We start from the raw sequence: 18,084 nt of genomic DNA on the forward strand, positions 1-18,084 counted from the left end.
AAGCTTCTAATAAATGATATGATTATTATGAAAAACACTTTTATGATTTTGGTTTTGTCTTTATTGTTTGTGAGTTGCAAACAGGAAATAAAACCAGCAGATATTGCGAAATTAAATGGATATTGGGAAATTGAAAAAGTGGTTTTTGATAAAGGTGAGGAGAAGGCGTATGGAATGAATGAAAATTTTGATTACCTTCAAGTGAAAGGAAATAAAGGAACGCGAACGAAAGTTATGGCGCAGCTTGATGGGACTTTTTTAACTACAGATACTTTTGAAAATTTTTCGGTTCGGTTTACAGATAAGGGAACTTTTCTGGATTATAAAACAGATTATGCGAAATGGAGTGAAGAGTTAATTTCGATTTCGGATGATCAATTTGTGGTGAAAAATGATCAGAATAAAGAATATCATTATAAAAAGGCGGGACCTGTAAATTTGTTGAAAGATGGCGAAAAGACTAAATAACGAAAGTACAATTGGTGCAGTTTTGCAGCAAATCATTCAGGTGAATAAATTGCAGCCTGGAATGGATCAAATCGACGTGCGTGAGGCATGGAGACAATTAATGGGAAATGGTGTAAATACGTATACCAGAAATGTTGTTTTGAAGGGCAGTACTTTGTATGTTGAATTGGGATCGGCTGTTTTGCGTGAGGAATTAAGTCACGGAAAATCGAAAATTGTTAAAATGATTAATGAAGAGTTGGGTAGAGAAGTAGTTAAAGATGTGGTTTTACGATAATCCAGCGTGTTTTTAATAAGATTAGTTCTGATTTTAAAATGAATTTAACACTTCCTGTTTTGGAAGTGTTTTTTTTACGATACATTTGAGCACTTTTATTTTTTAAAATATATCGTAAATTAATTAATCCAAAAACAATTTAAAAACACATGAAAAGAATTTTACTTATTTTAACTGTATTGTTTGCTTTAACTGGTTATTCTCAAAAGAAGAAGGTTGCTGTTGTTTCTTTTTACACAGACAAAACGATAGATCTTTCTGAATTAGGTTTAAACGGATTAGCTGCTATTGCTGACTTAGGAAACAATCCAAACTTTAATCTTTCTCCAATTTTAGAGAAATACCACAATGCATTTTTTAATGATTATTCTAAAAAATTCCCTTTTGAATTACTTCCAGAAACTGATGTAACCCAAAAGCCAGAATACATTGCTTTTACTCCTAAATTTGCAAGAGAAGGTGGAGAAAATGGTACTATTATTAACTATCCTGGATACAAATATATTTATGAAGGAATTAATGGTTCTGCAAATGAAGAAGCATCTGCTCAAATATTTAAAGACGTAGCTGATGGCGTTTTATTTACAGAAATTCATTTCGCTGTAGTGAAAGGATTCGCTGTTGGTGGAACTGGAACTGTAAAAATGAAAGCTTATGCAAGAATTGCTTTGTATGATAAAACAGGAAAAAAAGTATTTGCTTTTTCTGAAGGTGCAACTTCTAAGAAAACTGGTGCGATTGTAGGTGGAGTTCCTGTTTTAAGTCTTGAAAAAGTATTGCCTATGTGCGAAAGTGCCTTGGAAGAACTTTTGAAGGATCTTGATGAAAAAATTGAGAAAATCGTTAAAAAGTCAGACAAGCTTTAATCGATATTTGATATAAAAAAAATCCATTTCAATTGAAATGGATTTTTTTGTTTTTATGGATTAGGTTTAGCAATCTAAGCTCTAAAAATTAAAACTGCTCTCTTCCTGCAAAGTGGAATGCTGATTCGATAGCAGCGTTTTCGTCGCTGTCAGATCCGTGAACTGCATTTTCTCCAATAGAAGTTGCGTATGCTTTACGAATAGTTCCTTCAGCAGCTTCAGCTGGGTTTGTAGCTCCAATTAAAGTTCTGAAATCTTCTACTGCGTTTTCTTTTTCTAAAATTGCAGCAACAATTGGTCCGCGTGACATAAATTCAACTAATTCTCCGTAGAAAGGTCTTTCTGCGTGAACTGCATAGAATGCTTTAGCATCAGCTACAGTTAATTGAGTTAATTTTAAAGAAACGATTTTGAAACCACCATTAGTAATCATTGCTAAGATATTCCCGATGTGTCCGTTTGCAACAGCATCTGGTTTAATCATTGTAAAAGTTCTATTTGTTGCCATTTTATATTTTATTAAATTTTGTGCAAAAGTAGACTTTTTTTATGAATTGTTTTTAATAAATTCATAATTAAAACGTTTGAGAATAATGTTTTGACTAAAAAACTTTTTCTTCGAACCGCATAAGTAATATAAGTCCATTTAATTACTTTGTGTAAATTTATTGCTTATGAAACTATTCGGTTTTGCTGCAATGAACTTAAATGACTTATGGTTGATTAAATTTATACTTTGAAAATCAATTTATTTCTGTAGAATATCCACAGAATGAAAGTCCAGATACAAACATACACTAATGCTCCTGCAAGTGAAGCAGTCATTGGATTACTAAAAAATGGTGCTATCCAGAACTTGTAGAGATAATTGAGTAAGTTGATTTTTTCTGAGGGATTATGCGGATTTTGAAATTCGATCATTACCAAAGCCTGCGGAATAATCTGCGATGTAAAAAATACAATCATTGGGTTAACTCCCCAGATTAAGAAAGGTTTGAATCCTTTTTTATAATCGGCAATATCAATTGTATAATATAGAATTGTCAGGAAAACTGTTGCCAATCCAGTTGTGTATAAAACATAACTGCTTGTCCAGATTGATTTGTTGATTGGAAAAACCAAATCCCACATTAATCCTAAAAAGATAAGCACAGTTCCTGCGATTCCCATTTTTTGTGCTTTCAGAATTTTAGTGGTATCACGCTGTAAAACCTGACCAACCAAAAGACCAATAATTCCGTTTACGATTGAAGGCAGCGTGCTTAAAATTCCTTCAGGATCCCAAGTTACAGTACCTCGATACATATGACCTTTTAGCAAAATGCTATCGACCCAAGCCGCAAGGTTTGTTCCCTTATCAAGATTCGCTTCTCCAATTCCAGGAACAGGAATTAAGGTCATTGCAGCCCAATAACCTAATAATAAAACTGCTCCGGTTATAATTTGTGTTTTCTGTGATGTTTTTAGATACAAAAGAGAAACTACAAAGTAAACAATCGCAATTCGCTGTAAAACTCCTGGAAGCCTTACATCATGATAGGCTTCGATACCGCTGTAAGCCAGAAACAGATAAATAAACAGAATTGAAAAGGCTAAAATATTTTTGACTTTAGGACTAAAACTTCCCATTAAAGCGTAACCAACAGCGATCGTTATAGCTAAACGTCCTATTAAAAGCGGAATTCCTTCAAGTCCAAATAATTGGATTTTTCCGAAAAAGTTAAAGAAAATCCCCAAACAAAACATTCGCAAGGAACGAATCAGGATTTTATTGAAAGTGGTGTCGTCGTAAAACTTGTCGGGCATTGCCAGCGGAACTGCGACCCCCATTATAAATACAAAAAAGGGAAAAACTAAGTCGGTTGGCGTACATCCGTTCCATTCGGCGTGAAGCAGCGGCGAATACACATTGCCCCAGTCTCCGGGATTGTTGACAATTGTCATTAATAAAATAGTGAGTCCGCGAAAGACATCTAGCGAAATTAAGCGTTCTTTTACCATTGGTTTTGGGTAAATTGGTTAGTTAATAATTTTAATAATCGCTATTTGGTTTATGGGAGTAATAATTTTGAGAAGATAGGTGGTTATTTGTTTCTCGTAATTATTACTATATTATTTGACACGAATGCAATCGTGCCTTGTGTCTTAAATGATTACAATGTTAAAATTCATTTCTAAAGGTTTTAGTTTCTGCATTAAGAGCGGTATTAATTGTTCGCCTTTTTCTAAATAAAATTCAGAAAAATTGCTTTGACGCTCTTGTAAACCATTATTTGGAAACAGTTCACATTGAAGATCTATTACACGTTGCAATTGATCGTTTAGTTTTCTTTTTTGTGCTTTTAATAATCGTTTTTCTAAATTTTCTAAACCTTTCATCTGTTTTACTTCTTGGGCTTTTACAGCTCCCGAAAATGATTTGTCAGTTTGATTGGCTAGATTGTAAAGATATTCAAATTGCGTTTTCAGCGTTTCTTTTTGAGCAGTTAAATCAATCGGGAAAGCTGAAATTTTGTGTGTAATCTCGTTTACTAAATTTTCCTGTTTTGTGAATAAATCTTTCCAGCTTAAATTTAAACTATCGGCTTTTTTGGCTTGTTTTTCGGTTGCTAATAAAACTGAATTACGAACTAAAAGCATTGGAAAAGTGATTTTTACAGCATCAAAAAAAGATTTTAATTCCAGCCAGTATGCAATTTCTCCGCCTCCGCCAATGTAACATAAATTCGGCAGAATTATTTCCTGATACAATGGACGCATAATCACATTTGGACTGAATTTTTCAGGATTGCTATTTAGTAAGTGTAGAATTTCTTCTTTAGAAAATGAGATTTTAGTATTGTTTACAAGGTATTTATCATTTTCAAAAATGATTCTTTCGCGAAGATTATCTTCAATATAAAATAAATTAATCTCACGAGGATTTACCTGAACAGTATATTGTTTTAATTCTTCAATCGTTTTTTGAACGGTATGAAATGAAGTCTGTTTTTCTAATTCCTCTTTTATGTACGGAATAAATGCTTGTTTCAAATTAGCATCATCAGCATCAATAATCACTAAACCATGGCTTGCAAATAAACTATTTGCTAAAAAACGAGTGGCATCAGCGAGATTATCATGTTTTACGTAAGCTTCTTCAAAAAGAGTTTTTAAGGTATTTGCATTAGTACTCGATCCTAGTTCTAAAGAATAGATTTCTAAAAACTCGGTTAAACCTTCGGTGGAAAGGCGCCCAACTGGACCTGTACTTTCTCTATTCCATCTGAATTTTTTTCCTTTAAAATTAAAATAGTTGATTTCTTCAAAATCATGATCTTCAGTCGCCATCCAATAAATTGGAACAAAATTGCTAGAAGGATATTTTGATTTTAATTCTTTGGTTAAATTAATCGTAGAAATGATTTTATACAGAAAATATAAGGGACCACTAAATAAATTTAATTGATGACCAGTGGTAATGGTAAATGTATTTTGAAGAGTAAGGAGTTCAATATTATGTTTGGTCGAATCTGAGATTTCAATGTTTTGATATTGCTTTCTTAACGTTTCAACTAATGGAATTCGGTTGTTATTATCAAAATTGGATTGTTTTTCCTGAATTTGTTTTTCGAAGTTTTCCAGTGTTGGAAAATTATTATATAAAGATTGTAAATGTGGTTTTTGATCTAAATAATCTTGTATCAAGGTAGAGAAATATCCTGAATTTTTGTAGCTGATACAGTCGGTAGGCATAATTTTAGATTTATTTTTGACAGCTGTAAATTTAATGAAAATATGCAGTTAAAAATGTTTTTAACGATTGCTTATGATTTGATTTTTTTGGATTTGATTTAAAGTTCCTATAATCAGGTTTTTAATTTGGTTTTAAAATAGAGTTTGTAAAATAGAAAACTCATGAAATTTGTTAAATAATTATCGACGTTTCGAAACTAATTATTGGAAATGTGAATTATTAATAATGAAACTCTATTTTTGTAATCAAAAAAAAGTTATATCTATTTTAAAATGAAAACGACCCCAAATCAGAAGAACTCATTAAAGCACGTTCTTTTTGGAAGCCTTATTGGTACCACAATCGAATTTTTTGATTTTTATATTTTTGCCAATGCGGCGGTATTGGTTTTTCCCCAATTATTTTTTCCAGGTTCAGATCCAACAGTGGCGACTTTGGAATCATTAGCTACTTTTTCAGTTGCATTTTTAGCGCGTCCGTTAGGTTCTGCTTTTTTTGGACATTATGGCGATAAAATCGGGCGTAAATTTACTCTTGTAGCGGCTTTGCTTACCATGGGAATTTCGACAGTTACCATTGGTTTTTTACCAAGTTATGCCAGCATTGGTGTTGCCGCGCCTTTATTGTTAATGCTCTGCCGATTTGGACAAGGTGTTGGTTTAGGTGGAGAATGGGGTGGAGCGGTTTTGCTTGCGATTGAAAATGCGCCTCCGCATAAACGTGCTTGGTACGGAATGTTTCCGCAATTAGGTGCTCCAATTGGATTGCTGCTTTCTGGAGGAACTTTTTTATTACTAACGGATTCTATGAGCAATGAAGATTTTATGGATTACGGCTGGAGAATTCCCTTTATTGCCAGTGCGCTTTTGGTAATAGTTGGTTTTTATATCCGAACAAAAATTACAGAAACGCCTTCATTTGAAAATGCTAAAAAACATGAAGAAGAAGTAAAAGTTCCATTTTTAACTTTGGTAAAATTATATAGAAATCAATTGATTTTTGGAACCTTCGCGGCCATTACAACCTTCTTGGTTTTCTATTTAATGACGGTATTTACTCTAAGCTGGGCAACCTCTGATTTAGGTATTGTAAAAAGAGATGGTTTGTTGATACAATTATTCTCGGTATTGTTTTTTGCCATTTTTATTCCAATTTCCGCAGTTGTTGCCGATAAAATTGGTCGTCGTAAAATGCTTATTGCGGCAACAGCAGGTATTGCTGTTTTCGGATTTTTCTTTTCGTATTTCTTAAGTGTTGGAAATATTACTCTGGTTACTATTTTTGCTTGTATAGGAATGACTTTAATGGGATTCACTTACGGACCTTTGGGAACTTTTTTATCAGAATTGTTTCCAACAAATGTTCGTTACTCTGGTTCATCTTTAACATTTAATATGGCAGGAATTCTTGGAGCGGCTTTTGCGCCAATGATTGCGATTTGGCTAGCTAAGAATTATGATGTCAGTTATGTAGGCTTTTATTTAGTTGCCGCAGCTTGCATTTCTTTAATTTCATTTTTAGTAATCAGCAAAGACGAACATAAGTTTTAAAAAAACTATTTTACAGATTTTAATGAAGCAGTAACTAAAAAAGTTGCTGCTTTTTTTTTGCATTAAAAAAGTATTTAGATATTTGTCTAAATATTTAAATATTATGAATGAAATTTTTAAAGCTTTAAATGATTCCACAAGAAGGGAGATTTTGGATCTCTTGAAGGAGAAAGACCGATCGGCAGGAGAAATTGCCGATGCTTTTAATATTTCGAAACCCAGTATTTCGCATCATTTGGATATTCTAAAAAGAGCTGATTTAATTACGTCTGAAAAAAATGGACAATTCATCATTTATTCCATTAATACTACCATCATGGACGATGTTTTACAATGGATACTAACTTTTAAACATTAATAAAATGAACCTAGAATTTAAAAAAGAGCTTCCCATAATTGGAATTGTTTTGATACCTTTTGTTTATTTGGCAACAATTTGGAATAGCCTTCCTGAAAGAGTACCTATTCACTGGAATTCGAAAGGAGAAATTGATAATTGGGGAAATAAACTGGCTTTAATCGCTTTGCTTTTTATGCTTCCTGTTTTGACTTATGTGATCATGTCAGTGATTACTAAAATTGATCCCCAAAAAAAATTGACGTTAATGGGAGGGAAGCTTTATCAGCTTAAATTTTTTCTAGTTCTTTTTATGTCAATTCTGGCTTTGTTTATTGTGTACAGCAGTAAAAATCAATCTTTTTCAAGTCCGAATTTCACTTTTGTTATGATTGGCGCATTGTTAATGATTTTCGGAAATTATTTTAAAGTAATCCGTCCCAATTATTTTATCGGAATTCGTACACCGTGGACTTTAAAAAATGAAGAAGTTTGGAAACTGACACATGTTTTTGCAGGAAAGTTGTGGTTTATTGCGGGCTTTTTAATCATTTTAAGCAGCCTGGTTTTTGAAATGCCTGTTTTCTCAAAAGTTTTTTTCCCATTTGTCCTTATTGTGGCAATTATGCCAATTGTATATTCTTATTTTAAATATAGCAGCTTGCAAAAAGGAGAAAATTTATAAATCAATTAATTGAAAGAGTGATGATAAAAGTAGTATTTGTTCTAATGACATTGCTTATTAAATATATAATGGCACGTTAAAAGTAAATTAAAAACAAAAAGAGTCTGAATATACAGACTCTTTTGTTTTTTATTATCGTTTAAGAGAAAAATGTCCTCTAAATTCCTGTCCATTTAGTCTTGTAACCGTAAACCAATAATCACTGGCTGGTTCCTGATGTCCAAGATATGTCCCATCCCAAGAAGCGTCCAATCGCAATTCTTTGATGAGCTTTCCGTAGCGGTCAAAAATTCTAATCCCGGTATTTGGTGCTAAATATATAAAATCAATAGTCCATGTATCATTATAGCCATCATTATTCGGGGTAAAAAATTTAGGGTAGGGAAGTTCATCCACAAAATGAATGCAATCCGGAGTTGTAGCTTCAAGAATATGTATAGTAACAGGAATTTTGTCGCTTTCACAATTGCTGGAAGTTTGTGATGCATAATACGTGATTCCGTCTGCAAGTTCAGTTGTTTCGGATAACCCAATAGTAGATGAAGCTGTTTGATACCACTTAATATTTTGTCCTATTATTTTAATATCCCTAATTTTTGCATTTTTCTGAATACAGAATTGTTGTGGAGAATCAGCAATTGGTATTTGTGTGTCTTGAATTTTTACCGTTACTGCAAATCTTTTGCTTTCGCAGTTGTTCAATGTTTGAGTTGCATAATAAGTTGTGCTTTGTAATAAATCGGTGTTTGATAAAATATTTCCGTTTACTGCAACATCATACCATTTTATATTTGTCCCTGTTATCTGAATGTTCTCGATTGTTGCAATTTCATCAATACAAAATTGCTGATTGTCATTTCCTATTGGTAATGGTGTGTCATAAATCTGAACCAGAATTGGTGTTCTGTCACTTTCACATCCGACAGTCTGCGAAGCATAATACGTTTTGTTGTTTTCAAGCAAAGTGGTATTCGGTAAAACCGAAGCCGACAAATTAGTGTCGAACCATTTTATATTTTGACCCGAAATCTGAATATTGCTTAAGGTGGCATTTTCACTTTTACAAAATGATTGAGTAGCATTTCCGGAAGGAGCAGAAGGCGTATTTACAATTGAAACGGTAATTCCTAACCTTGAACCTTCACAATTATTTTCTGTCTGCGATGCATAATAGGTTTTTCCATTAACCAGATTTGTAGTTTCGGTCAACAAAGAGCCATTGGTTTGTGCGTCATACCATTTTATGGAATTTCCAGTAACTTGAATATTGGCAATTGTTGGATTTTGTGCTGTACAAAATGATTGAGTGCCATTTCCTGTTGGAGGCAATGTAACCTGAATATTAATCTTAACAGGAACTCTTTCGCTTTCGCATCCGTTTATGGTTTGTGAAGCATAATACGTTGCTTTGTCTTGAGCGACTGTTGTACTTGATACAAGTGTTCCACCTGTTAAGTTACTATACCATTTAATGTTTTGTCCCGTAATTTGAATTTCGTTTAATGTCGCATTTTGCTCAACGCAAAAAGTCTGTAGAGAATTTGCAGTTGGTAATGGCTGACTTGTAATATTAACCGTTTGATTTTGATGCGAAATATTTCCATTTCCATCATCATAATTCCAAACTATTGTATAAGTACCTGGCAACACGTAAGAGAGAGGATCAGTAGTTGTTCCAGTTATTACTCCTGCACAAGCATCAGTAGCGGTTGGGATTGTTGTGACAGTAGTATTGCAATCTCCTGTTATTGCTGGAAGAGTCGCTAAATCTGGTCTTGGAGCTTCGATATCGCCAATTACTACATTTACTTTTTTAGTATCGTCACAACCGCCTGTTCCAGTAATTAAACAACTGTATTCTCCACTATTTAGTGTTGAGGCATTTGTAATTGTAGGATTCTGATCTGTTGATGTAAATCCGTTTGGACCTGTCCATAAATAAGTAGTTCCTCCGGAAGCTTTTAGTTCTAATGTTTTGCCTATGCAAATAGGGGAATTACTTGTTATTTGAGGATTTGAAAGACAGTCTTGGAATTTAGCAAGGTAAACATTATAAATTGCACCTAAAGAGTTCAATGTGTACTGTTCCTGATGTGCTCCAGGGGTAGAAATTCCTTTTGAACTTTTTGTATTTCCAACCAAATATATATTGTCTAATTCATCTAAAGATATTTTATTATTTACATCCGCTGCCCCATTAGTTCCTTCAGTAAAATTTCCGCCATAGTAAGTTCCCCATTCTCTTTGTCCATTTTCATCAAGTTTTATCATGTATGCATCTCCATATTGGGGAACAGTTGAATAGGCATCTATTGTTGCAATTCCGCTAGTAATATCGGTCACACCTTCAATTATAACTTTGTTTTTTGAGTTAACTACTACATCTTGTATAATTTCTCCAAAGTAAGTACCCCAAACTTGTTTTTGAGTATCGAGATCAAACTTGATAATATAGCTGTTGAAATCGTACCCCAACCAAAATGAAGAAGTTTGAAAAGCAGGATTAAATGTATTGTTGCTTATTAGACTGGTATGTGAATCAGTTTTACCAATTAAATACATATAATTTTGTTTAATTACTGATTTAGTTATCGTTGAATATCTGCTGCCATTGCAGTAGCTACCCCAAACTCTCATCCCGTTTAATGTGAATTTTGCAATCATAGCCGAACCATAACCAATAAAAGTTGGCTCGTAAGAGTTGGGTGTTGCAATATTGTCTGTACTTGTAGTGTTTCCTGTTATGTATAAAAAGCCATCATCAGAAATATTGCATGAGCGAATATCATCATTGCCAGTGCCTCCAAAATATGTGCCCCAAACTCTCACTCCTTGGGGGTTAAACTTGACAATATAGCCGTCACTATCTAAATAACCTGCAGCATGAGTAGGCTGATAACTTCCAATAGTCGAAATTTTGTTAAGACTCTGAGTCTTTCCTACTAGATAAACGTTGTTAAAAGAGTCAAAACAAAGATCATTTCCCAAATCAAACTGTCCATCGCCGTAATAAGTACCCCATTCTCTTACTCCCAAAGAATTTAATTTTACTAAATATGCTGTTGAATAATCATACATAGTTTTTGAAGGTTGATGTGAACCAGGAGTCGTTACATTTGCTGCTTCAATATCTTCTGTTCCTGTAAAGTATAAATTATAATTAGAATCGACTTTAATTGTTGATGGAATAACGGAATAATATGTTCCCCATATTCTAACTCCGTCTGGATCGAATTTTGTAACAAATCCAATTCCGTTATAATATGTGTAAGAAGTTGATTCTGGAATTGAGCCTATAGTAGCAATATTTATTGTACTTCGCGTATAACCGGAAAAGTAAACATTGTTACTTTTATCGTTGCAAATAGCAGATGAAAAATCCCCGTCATTTCCTCCATAATAAGTTCCCCAAAGTCTGGTTGGAACTGGATCAATCACAATAGTTTTTCCTTCGGATGAATTTAAAGAACGAAATCCATAAACATTCTTTTTTATTTTATTGTAGGCAACAGTAATTTCTTTTTTGCCTTCTCGATCTTCAATCCAGCTTGCCGGAAGTGTTTCTTCCATTTTTCCAAAACGAACATTCATCTGGATTTTATTATCGACTAAATCTGTTTCGGCGCCAGAAAATTTTAACTGGATATCAGAAATTTTTCCTTTTGGACGAATTATGAAATTGTATTCGACTGTTTTATTTGGATCAGCAGGAATGGTAAAAACAACATCAATATTTGGATAAATATTTTTATACGTAATCTGTTTATATTGATGAACACCATGTATTCCTTCTGGTTTGTTGGGAACGTTGTAATAGTTGTCAAAATCGGCAGATTCTTGTTCAGCAATTAATTCAACTTTTAAATTTGAATTTAGAAAATCGATATCTATTCTGTGGAATGTATATTCCAAGTTGTATTCAGTTTCGTCTTTTGGTTTATTATGAAAATGCGAAATAGATTCTCTTGAATTTCTTGGATCTTTAGATGGAGAAATTGGAGTCTTTTTTACTTCATAAACATCATACGAAAAACCATTTTGTTTTAATTGAACATTTAATCCTCCTGTGTTCAATAAATATTTTACAGCAGAATTCAGCTTTCCTTTTTGATCTATAATCTGGCCTTTATTTTCTTTAAAACCTACAGATTGGTTTTTACTTTGAGAAAAACCCAAAATAAAAAGCAGTAATAATAAAGATGTAAATTTCTTTTTCATTTTCTAAATTATCTTTTTAAAGAAAAGTGTCCTCTAAATTCTTTTCCATTTAGTCTTGTAACTGTAAACCAATAATCACTGGCTGGTTCCTGATGCCCAAGATAAGTACCATCCCAAGAATTATCCAATCGCAATTCTTTGATGAGCTTTCCGTAGCGGTCAAAAATTTTAATCCCGGTATTTGGTGCTAAATATATAAAATCAATAGTCCATGTATCATTATAGCCATCATTATTCGGGGTAAAGAATTTAGGGTAGGGAAGTTCATCCACAAAGTGAATGCAATCCGCAGTTGTAGCTTCAAGAATATGTATAGTAACAGGAATTTTGTCGCTTTCACAATTGCTGGAAGTTTGTGACGCATAATATGTGATTCCGTCTGCAAGTTCAGTTGTTTCGGATAAACCAATAGTAGATGAAGCTGTTTCATACCACTTAATATTTTGTCCTATTATTTTAATATCCCTAATTTTTGCATTTTTCTGAATACAGAATTGTTGTGGAGAATCAGCAATTGGGATTTGTGTGTCTTGAATTTTTACCGTTACTGCAAATCTTTTGCTTTCGCAGCTGTTCAATGTTTGAGTTGCATAATAAGTTGTGCTTTGCAATAAATCGGTGTCTGATAAAATATTTCCGTTTACTGCAGCATCGTACCATTTTATATTTGTCCCTGTTATCTGAATGTTCTCGATTGTTGCAATTTCATCAATACAAAATTGCTGATTGTTATTTCCTGTTGGCAATGGTGTGTCATAAACCTGAACGAGAATTGGTGTTCTGTCACTTTCACATCCAACAGTTTGCGAAGCATAATACGTTCTGTTGTTTTCAAGCAACGTGGTATTCGGTAAAACCGAAGCCGACAAATTAGTGTCGAACCATTTTATATTTTGACCCGAAATCTGAATATTGCTTAAGGTGGCATTTTCACTTTTACAAAATGATTGAGTAGCATTTGCAGTTGGAGCAGAAGGTGTGTTTACAATTGAAATAGTAACTCCTAATCTTGAACCTTCACAATTGTTTTCTGTTTGTGATGCATAATAGGTTTTTCCATTAACCAGATTTGTAGCTGCTGTTAATAGCGAACCGTTGCTTACTGCATCATACCATTTTATGGAATTTCCAGTAACTTGAAGATTGGCAATTGTTGGATTTTGTGCTGTACAAAATGATTGAGTGGCATTTCCTGTTGGAGGCAATGTAACCTGAATATTAATCTTAACGGGAACTCTTTCGCTTTCGCATCCGTTTATGGTTTGCGAAGCGTAATAAGTTGCTTTATCTTGCACTACAGTTGTATTTGATACAAGTGTTCCACCTGTTAAGTTACTATACCATTTTATATTTTGTCCCGTAATTTGAATATCATTTAATGTCGCATTCTGCTCAACGCAGAAGGTTTGTAAATTCAATGTTTCGGGTAAAGGTGTCAAATTAATAAATTTTGTTATAATTACTTTTACTGCTTCAGAAATACAGCCGCTGGAATTTTTGATTTTTAGATAATATTCAGCTGGCTCCAAAGATTCTGACGCTGGATTGTTAGTCCATGTTATTCCATTGTCAAAACTATATTCTGAGGCATTAGAAAGAATATTTATCTTTCCTTTACTATCAATACAGTTTGGCTGAATACTATTATATGAAGGAGGAAAAGGATAATCTGCAGGAGGATTTATCTGAACAGTAACGGGATCAGATATACAACCAGCTGAATTCTGAATTTTAATTTTATAAGTTCCAATAGTTAAATTGCCAGAAACTGTACTGGTTTGCCAGCTGATTCCATTATCGAAACTATATTTTGAAGCTGGAGTTAAAATTGTAATGCTTCCAAAGGGATTAGTACAACTTGTGGGCTGGATAGCTGTATAAGCAGGATTCGTTATTGCATCTAACGGAGCATCGATTGTCACTTTAATAGCAGGAGAAGGACAGGCTACAGCACTATTTCTTATTCTAACAAAATAATTTCCAGGATCCAAACCTGTTACCTTATTATTACTTGTCCAGTTTATTCCGTTGTCAAAGCTATATTGATAAGCAGTTGTTGATACTGCCGTAATAGTTCCTTTTGAAGATGTGCAGCTGCTTGGCTGTTGAATTAAAATGCCGGGTGCCTGAGCAGCAGGATCTGGATCGGTAAGAGTAAGTAATTTAGGGCTGGATTCACATCCTAATACTGATTTAATTATTAAATAATAATCACCAGCTTTTAAATTTGAAAAGACAGGATTTGAACTCCAGTTTTCTCCATTATCAATACTGTATTCAAATGCTGGTGAAGTAAACTTAATACTTCCTAAAGATTCGCAATTAGGTTGAGTCAACGTAATTGAAGGCTCATCTAAATAGAATCGGGATATATTAACCGCTTTTGGATAAGATTGACATCCAAATTTATTTTTTAATATTATATAATAAGTTCCTTCGTCTAAATCAGTAGAAACCGGGTTTTTAGTCCACGTCATTCCATTGTCGAAACTATATTCATCTCCAATCGGATCAATAGAAATACTTCCGCCTTTCTCACATGTTGGTTCTGTCGTTGTATATTCAGGTGTTTCTATGAATATAGCGGGAATACCTATCACTGACTGATAAGATTCGCAGCCCGTTTCGTCTTTTATAATGATATAGTAATTTTCAGCGTAAATCGATGCTGGAATATTCAAAACTTTATTTGAGTTACTCCATGTTCTTCCGCCGTCAAAACTATATTGTGCAGCAGGAGTATTTACTGTAATGCTTCCCGGTGATCCACATTTAGGCTGAATAACTGTTATATCAGGGTAGATTAATTTTGGTTCAGTAAAATTGACGCTGTAATAAGTTGGGGAAACACAGCCGAATTCATTTTTGATTTTTGGATAATAAAAACCGGGAGGTAAATTTAAAGCAGTTGGGTTAGTTCCCCAGGTTTGTCCTCCATCAAAGCTGTAAAATGGGGCTTGAGTTGTTATAGTAATACTTCCTCCCTTATTACAAGTTGGATTTGTATAAGTATACTCCGCATTTCTTAGGTCGAATGGTATGAAATTAATATAAATGTTTTCCGAAACACAACCATCACTGTTTTTGATTTTTATACGATACTCAGAATCAACAGGAAGATTTTCAGCCGTAGGATTAGTGCTCCATGTTGCTCCATCATTAAAGCTGTAAAAATCAGCTTTAGTTCTTATTGTAATACTTCCAGTAGCATTTTCGCCACAAACAGTAGGCTGGGTAACGTCTAAGGCTGGCATTGGAAGATAAAATGGAAAAAGATGGATATAAAAGGGTAAACTAGTACAACCCTCTGCATTTTTTATCACAACATAATAATTACCTTCTTCTAAATTAGATTTTGCCGCGCTTGTTCCCCAAGTTACTCCACCATCAAAACTGTAAAATGGAGCCGGAGTAGTAATTGTAATACTCCCTTTTTTATTACATTCAGGTTGTACAACCGAACAAGTTGGAAAACTTAAATAATTATCATAGATAGAAACCCTTGTTTGGTAAGTTATACATCCATTGCTGTTTCTTGTTTTTAAATAATAATCACTAGCTTTTAAATTTACAGCTGTGGGATTTGTAGACCAAGTTTGACCATCATCAAAGCTATATTCTTCGGCTGGCGATGTAATAGTTATACTTGCACCTGAGTCGCATGTTACTTGCTTATTTATAACATATTTAGTATCCCCAGTATTAATTTCGGGATTCATATATACATATTGAGGATCTGATGTACAGCCAAATTCATTTTTTATAGAAATAAAATATTCTGAAAAAACAGTAGGAACTGTCATTATTGGATTTGTAGTCCAAGTTAACCCGCGATCAAAACTATAAGCAGCCGCAGGAGTTGTAATTGTGATACTTCCATTAGTAGTACAGGTAGATTGTACAGTTGCATAAGTCGGCGTAGGAAGAAAATAAGGTTTCAGATAAACATATAATGGCTCAGTTTCACAGCCAAGGCTATTTTTAGTTTTTACTGCATAAGTTCCAGATTCTAAATTTATCGCTTTAGGATTTGTGGTCCATGTTATGCCATTATCAAAACTATATTCAGCTGCAGTGGTTAGAATAGTTATAGAACCTAAATTTGCACAAGAAGGTGCAACCGATCTTACTTTTGGAAAAGGAGCGTAAAACTTTTTCAAATAAATATATTCATGAGGAGTATTGGATTCACATCCATTTTGATCCTTAATTTTTATAAAATAATATCCTGAAGGCAGATTTGTTGCAGTTGGATTTGTTGTCCATGTGACTCCATTATCAAAACTATATTCAGATGCAGACGTTGTAATAGTTATACTTCCTCCCGAAGTACAGCTGGGAACTGTAAAGGTGTATTTAGGGAAATCTAAATGCGGAATAAAAAGTAATACGTTTTGAGAATAAGACTCACAACCTAAATTGTTTTTAATTTTAATGTTATAATTTCCTGCCGGTAAATTGCTTTTAGTGGGATTCGTATTCCATGTTAATCCATCATCAAAACTATATTGTGATCCGGGAGTCGTAATAGTGATACTGCCATTAGTATTGCATGTTGGCTGTACAATTGAAAATGAAGGTCTGTCCAACAATACCGGATCAATAATAGTTATAATAGAAGGTGATGAAATACATCCAGCTGTGGATTTAGTTTTAACATAATATTTTCCTGGACCATTTGGAATAAAAACAGGATTGGTCTGCCAGGATTTGCCATTATCAAAACTATAATTTAAGCCAGTTTCTTTAACAGTTATGCTTCCTTTAGTATTATTACAGTTAGGTTGAACTACAATTGTTTCGGGACTTAAAAGCGAATTATTTATGGTGAAATTTGAACTAACAAAGCAAGTATTTCCATTCGTTATTTTAACTGAATAAGCTCCAATATTAGATGGTATTGATGATATTGAATTAGTTTTGTTTGTGGCTCCATTTATAGCAATTCCATCTTTATACCATTGATAAGTAGTGTTTGAGTTTAGATTTTTAGTAATGTTCGCAGTTAGTTGTAAATTACCATTACAAAAAGATCCTGTTTCAGAAATAGTTACGCCAAAATTTTCTGAAGTGTTCAAAATTAAATTGTCGTAAAGAAATGCCAATGTTTCTAATGTGTCAAATAATGGCGGTAATTTCCCTGAAGGTGGCCCCAGCATTATTGAGTTTATGTTTACACTTGGAGTAAAAGTCATAGTAATTTCTCCCCATACTGATTGAGGCTGATAGGTTACATGCCCAATTTCTATCCAGCTTGGATCAAAAGTATCTGGACTAGAATTGGTATACAATGGTAAATTATCACGATTATTACATCCAAAAAGGGTAATATTAACAGGTTCTAAGTAATTAAAATCAAATTCTTTATTATTACTTTCGTCTATATAGATACTAGTTAACGTAGCAATGTTTAATTTTAACTGATATTTTGTACCCGCAATTAAAGGAGTTTGTAATTTAGTAGCGAGGTATTCTTTTCTGCTATTTTTATATTCAGCCCTGATTATTCCGTCACCATCAGGAAAATTTTCAAGATGTTTATTGTATATAGCATTTTGTTTTTCACAATTAATGTAGTCAGGTGAAGGCTGGGTACCTTTTACCCATGAATTTACGGCACTTAAATCGTTTAAATTATACGGACAATTTGTTTTTTCTTCAAAAGAAGGATTGGCTAAAATTGAAGTTGTTTTATTACAGACACAATCGCTGTCATTTAAATCTATTTTTCCATCGCCATCATCGTCGATACCATTATTGCAATTTTCCTGAGAGTAACAAAACGTTGAAATAAGTAAAAATAAAAAAAGTAAAGTTTTCTTCATGCGGTCGATTTAAGAGCAAACAAATGTAATTAAATATTGACTAAATAAAATTAAAAAATCAAAACTCAAACCATTAAATCTTTTCCTGAAAAGTCTCCAAATAACCCGTATTTTTGCAGAAA

11 protein-coding genes are annotated in these 18,084 nt (G+C 33.4%); 6 read left to right on the forward strand and 5 right to left on the reverse strand.

Annotation, left to right across the window (positions count from 1 at the left end):
- The first annotated feature begins 27 nt into the window (after positions 1-27).
- The 3 genes from J0383_RS16350 to J0383_RS16360 all read left to right on the forward strand — a co-directional run bounded on the left by J0383_RS16350 (position 28) and on the right by J0383_RS16360 (position 1,611).
- Positions 28-468 carry a hypothetical protein gene (locus J0383_RS16350; RefSeq protein ID WP_207295049.1) on the forward strand — a complete coding sequence of 147 codons (441 nt, stop codon included), beginning with the start codon at positions 28-30 and terminating at the stop codon, positions 466-468.
- Positions 449-745, forward strand: coding sequence for a DUF721 domain-containing protein (locus J0383_RS16355; protein ID WP_207295050.1), 297 nt, complete (start codon positions 449-451; stop codon positions 743-745). The genes J0383_RS16350 and J0383_RS16355 overlap by 20 nt, the downstream gene beginning before the upstream one ends.
- 149 nt (positions 746-894) lie before the next feature.
- Positions 895-1,611 (forward strand): hypothetical protein, encoded by a 717-nt coding sequence (locus J0383_RS16360; protein WP_207295051.1) that lies wholly within the window; start codon positions 895-897, stop codon positions 1,609-1,611.
- Positions 1,612-1,699: 88 nt separating this feature from the next.
- Here the strand turns inward: J0383_RS16360 and J0383_RS16365 are convergent, their stop codons facing one another.
- The 3 genes from J0383_RS16365 to bshC form a co-directional block, all read right to left on the reverse strand.
- Positions 1,700-2,119, reverse strand: coding sequence for a nucleoside-diphosphate kinase (locus J0383_RS16365; RefSeq protein WP_071634812.1), 420 nt, complete (start codon positions 2,117-2,119; stop codon positions 1,700-1,702).
- Between the two features lie 221 nt (positions 2,120-2,340).
- On the reverse strand, positions 2,341-3,612 hold the full coding sequence (locus J0383_RS16370) for an acyltransferase family protein (protein ID WP_207295052.1): 1,272 nt from the start codon (positions 3,610-3,612) through the stop codon (positions 2,341-2,343).
- A 144-nt stretch (positions 3,613-3,756) separates the two neighbouring features.
- On the reverse strand, positions 3,757-5,346 hold the full coding sequence (gene bshC, locus J0383_RS16375; protein ID WP_207295053.1) for a bacillithiol biosynthesis cysteine-adding enzyme BshC: 1,590 nt from the start codon (positions 5,344-5,346) through the stop codon (positions 3,757-3,759).
- 273 nt (positions 5,347-5,619) lie between these two features.
- Here bshC and J0383_RS16380 point away from each other — a divergent pair, with 273 nt between their 5' ends.
- The 3 genes from J0383_RS16380 to J0383_RS16390 all read left to right on the forward strand — a co-directional run bounded on the left by J0383_RS16380 (position 5,620) and on the right by J0383_RS16390 (position 7,919).
- Entirely contained in the window at positions 5,620-6,897 is a 1,278-nt protein-coding gene (locus J0383_RS16380; protein WP_207295054.1) for an MFS transporter, read from the forward strand.
- A gap of 103 nt (positions 6,898-7,000) precedes the next feature.
- Positions 7,001-7,255 carry an autorepressor SdpR family transcription factor gene (locus J0383_RS16385; protein WP_207295055.1) on the forward strand — a complete coding sequence of 85 codons (255 nt, stop codon included), beginning with the start codon at positions 7,001-7,003 and terminating at the stop codon, positions 7,253-7,255.
- A 4-nt stretch (positions 7,256-7,259) separates the two neighbouring features.
- On the forward strand, positions 7,260-7,919 hold the full coding sequence (locus tag J0383_RS16390; protein ID WP_207295056.1) for an SdpI family protein: 660 nt from the start codon (positions 7,260-7,262) through the stop codon (positions 7,917-7,919).
- Between the two features lie 132 nt (positions 7,920-8,051).
- On the opposite strand, the gene J0383_RS16395 is transcribed toward J0383_RS16390, so the two are convergent.
- Positions 8,052-12,137, reverse strand: a complete 4,086-nt coding sequence (locus tag J0383_RS16395; RefSeq protein WP_207295057.1) for a DUF7948 domain-containing protein — start codon at positions 12,135-12,137, stop codon at positions 8,052-8,054.
- Positions 12,138-12,145: 8 nt separating this feature from the next.
- Positions 12,146-17,962 carry a T9SS type B sorting domain-containing protein gene (locus tag J0383_RS16400; protein WP_207295058.1) on the reverse strand — a complete coding sequence of 1,939 codons (5,817 nt, stop codon included), beginning with the start codon at positions 17,960-17,962 and terminating at the stop codon, positions 12,146-12,148.
- Between the last annotated feature and the right edge of the window lie 122 nt (positions 17,963-18,084).

The sequence above is a fragment of the Flavobacterium endoglycinae genome (assembly GCF_017352115.1).
In the GTDB taxonomy this organism is placed as follows: domain Bacteria; phylum Bacteroidota; class Bacteroidia; order Flavobacteriales; family Flavobacteriaceae; genus Flavobacterium; species Flavobacterium endoglycinae.

What these genes read in the sequence shown, in the direction of transcription:
- J0383_RS16350 (WP_207295049.1), top strand. Translation starts at nt 28, where the DNA reads ATGAAAAACACTTTTATGATTTTGGTTTTGTCTTTATTGTTTGTGAGT.
- J0383_RS16355 (WP_207295050.1), top strand. Translation starts at nt 449, where the DNA reads ATGGCGAAAAGACTAAATAACGAAAGTACAATTGGTGCAGTTTTGCAG.
- J0383_RS16360 (WP_207295051.1), top strand. Translation starts at nt 895, where the DNA reads ATGAAAAGAATTTTACTTATTTTAACTGTATTGTTTGCTTTAACTGGT.
- J0383_RS16365 (WP_071634812.1), bottom strand. Translation starts at nt 2,119, where the DNA reads ATGGCAACAAATAGAACTTTTACAATGATTAAACCAGATGCTGTTGCA.
- J0383_RS16370 (WP_207295052.1), bottom strand. Translation starts at nt 3,612, where the DNA reads ATGGTAAAAGAACGCTTAATTTCGCTAGATGTCTTTCGCGGACTCACT.
- bshC (WP_207295053.1), bottom strand. Translation starts at nt 5,346, where the DNA reads ATGCCTACCGACTGTATCAGCTACAAAAATTCAGGATATTTCTCTACC.
- J0383_RS16380 (WP_207295054.1), top strand. Translation starts at nt 5,620, where the DNA reads ATGAAAACGACCCCAAATCAGAAGAACTCATTAAAGCACGTTCTTTTT.
- J0383_RS16385 (WP_207295055.1), top strand. Translation starts at nt 7,001, where the DNA reads ATGAATGAAATTTTTAAAGCTTTAAATGATTCCACAAGAAGGGAGATT.
- J0383_RS16390 (WP_207295056.1), top strand. Translation starts at nt 7,260, where the DNA reads ATGAACCTAGAATTTAAAAAAGAGCTTCCCATAATTGGAATTGTTTTG.
- J0383_RS16395 (WP_207295057.1), bottom strand. Translation starts at nt 12,137, where the DNA reads ATGAAAAAGAAATTTACATCTTTATTATTACTGCTTTTTATTTTGGGT.
- J0383_RS16400 (WP_207295058.1), bottom strand. Translation starts at nt 17,962, where the DNA reads ATGAAGAAAACTTTACTTTTTTTATTTTTACTTATTTCAACGTTTTGT.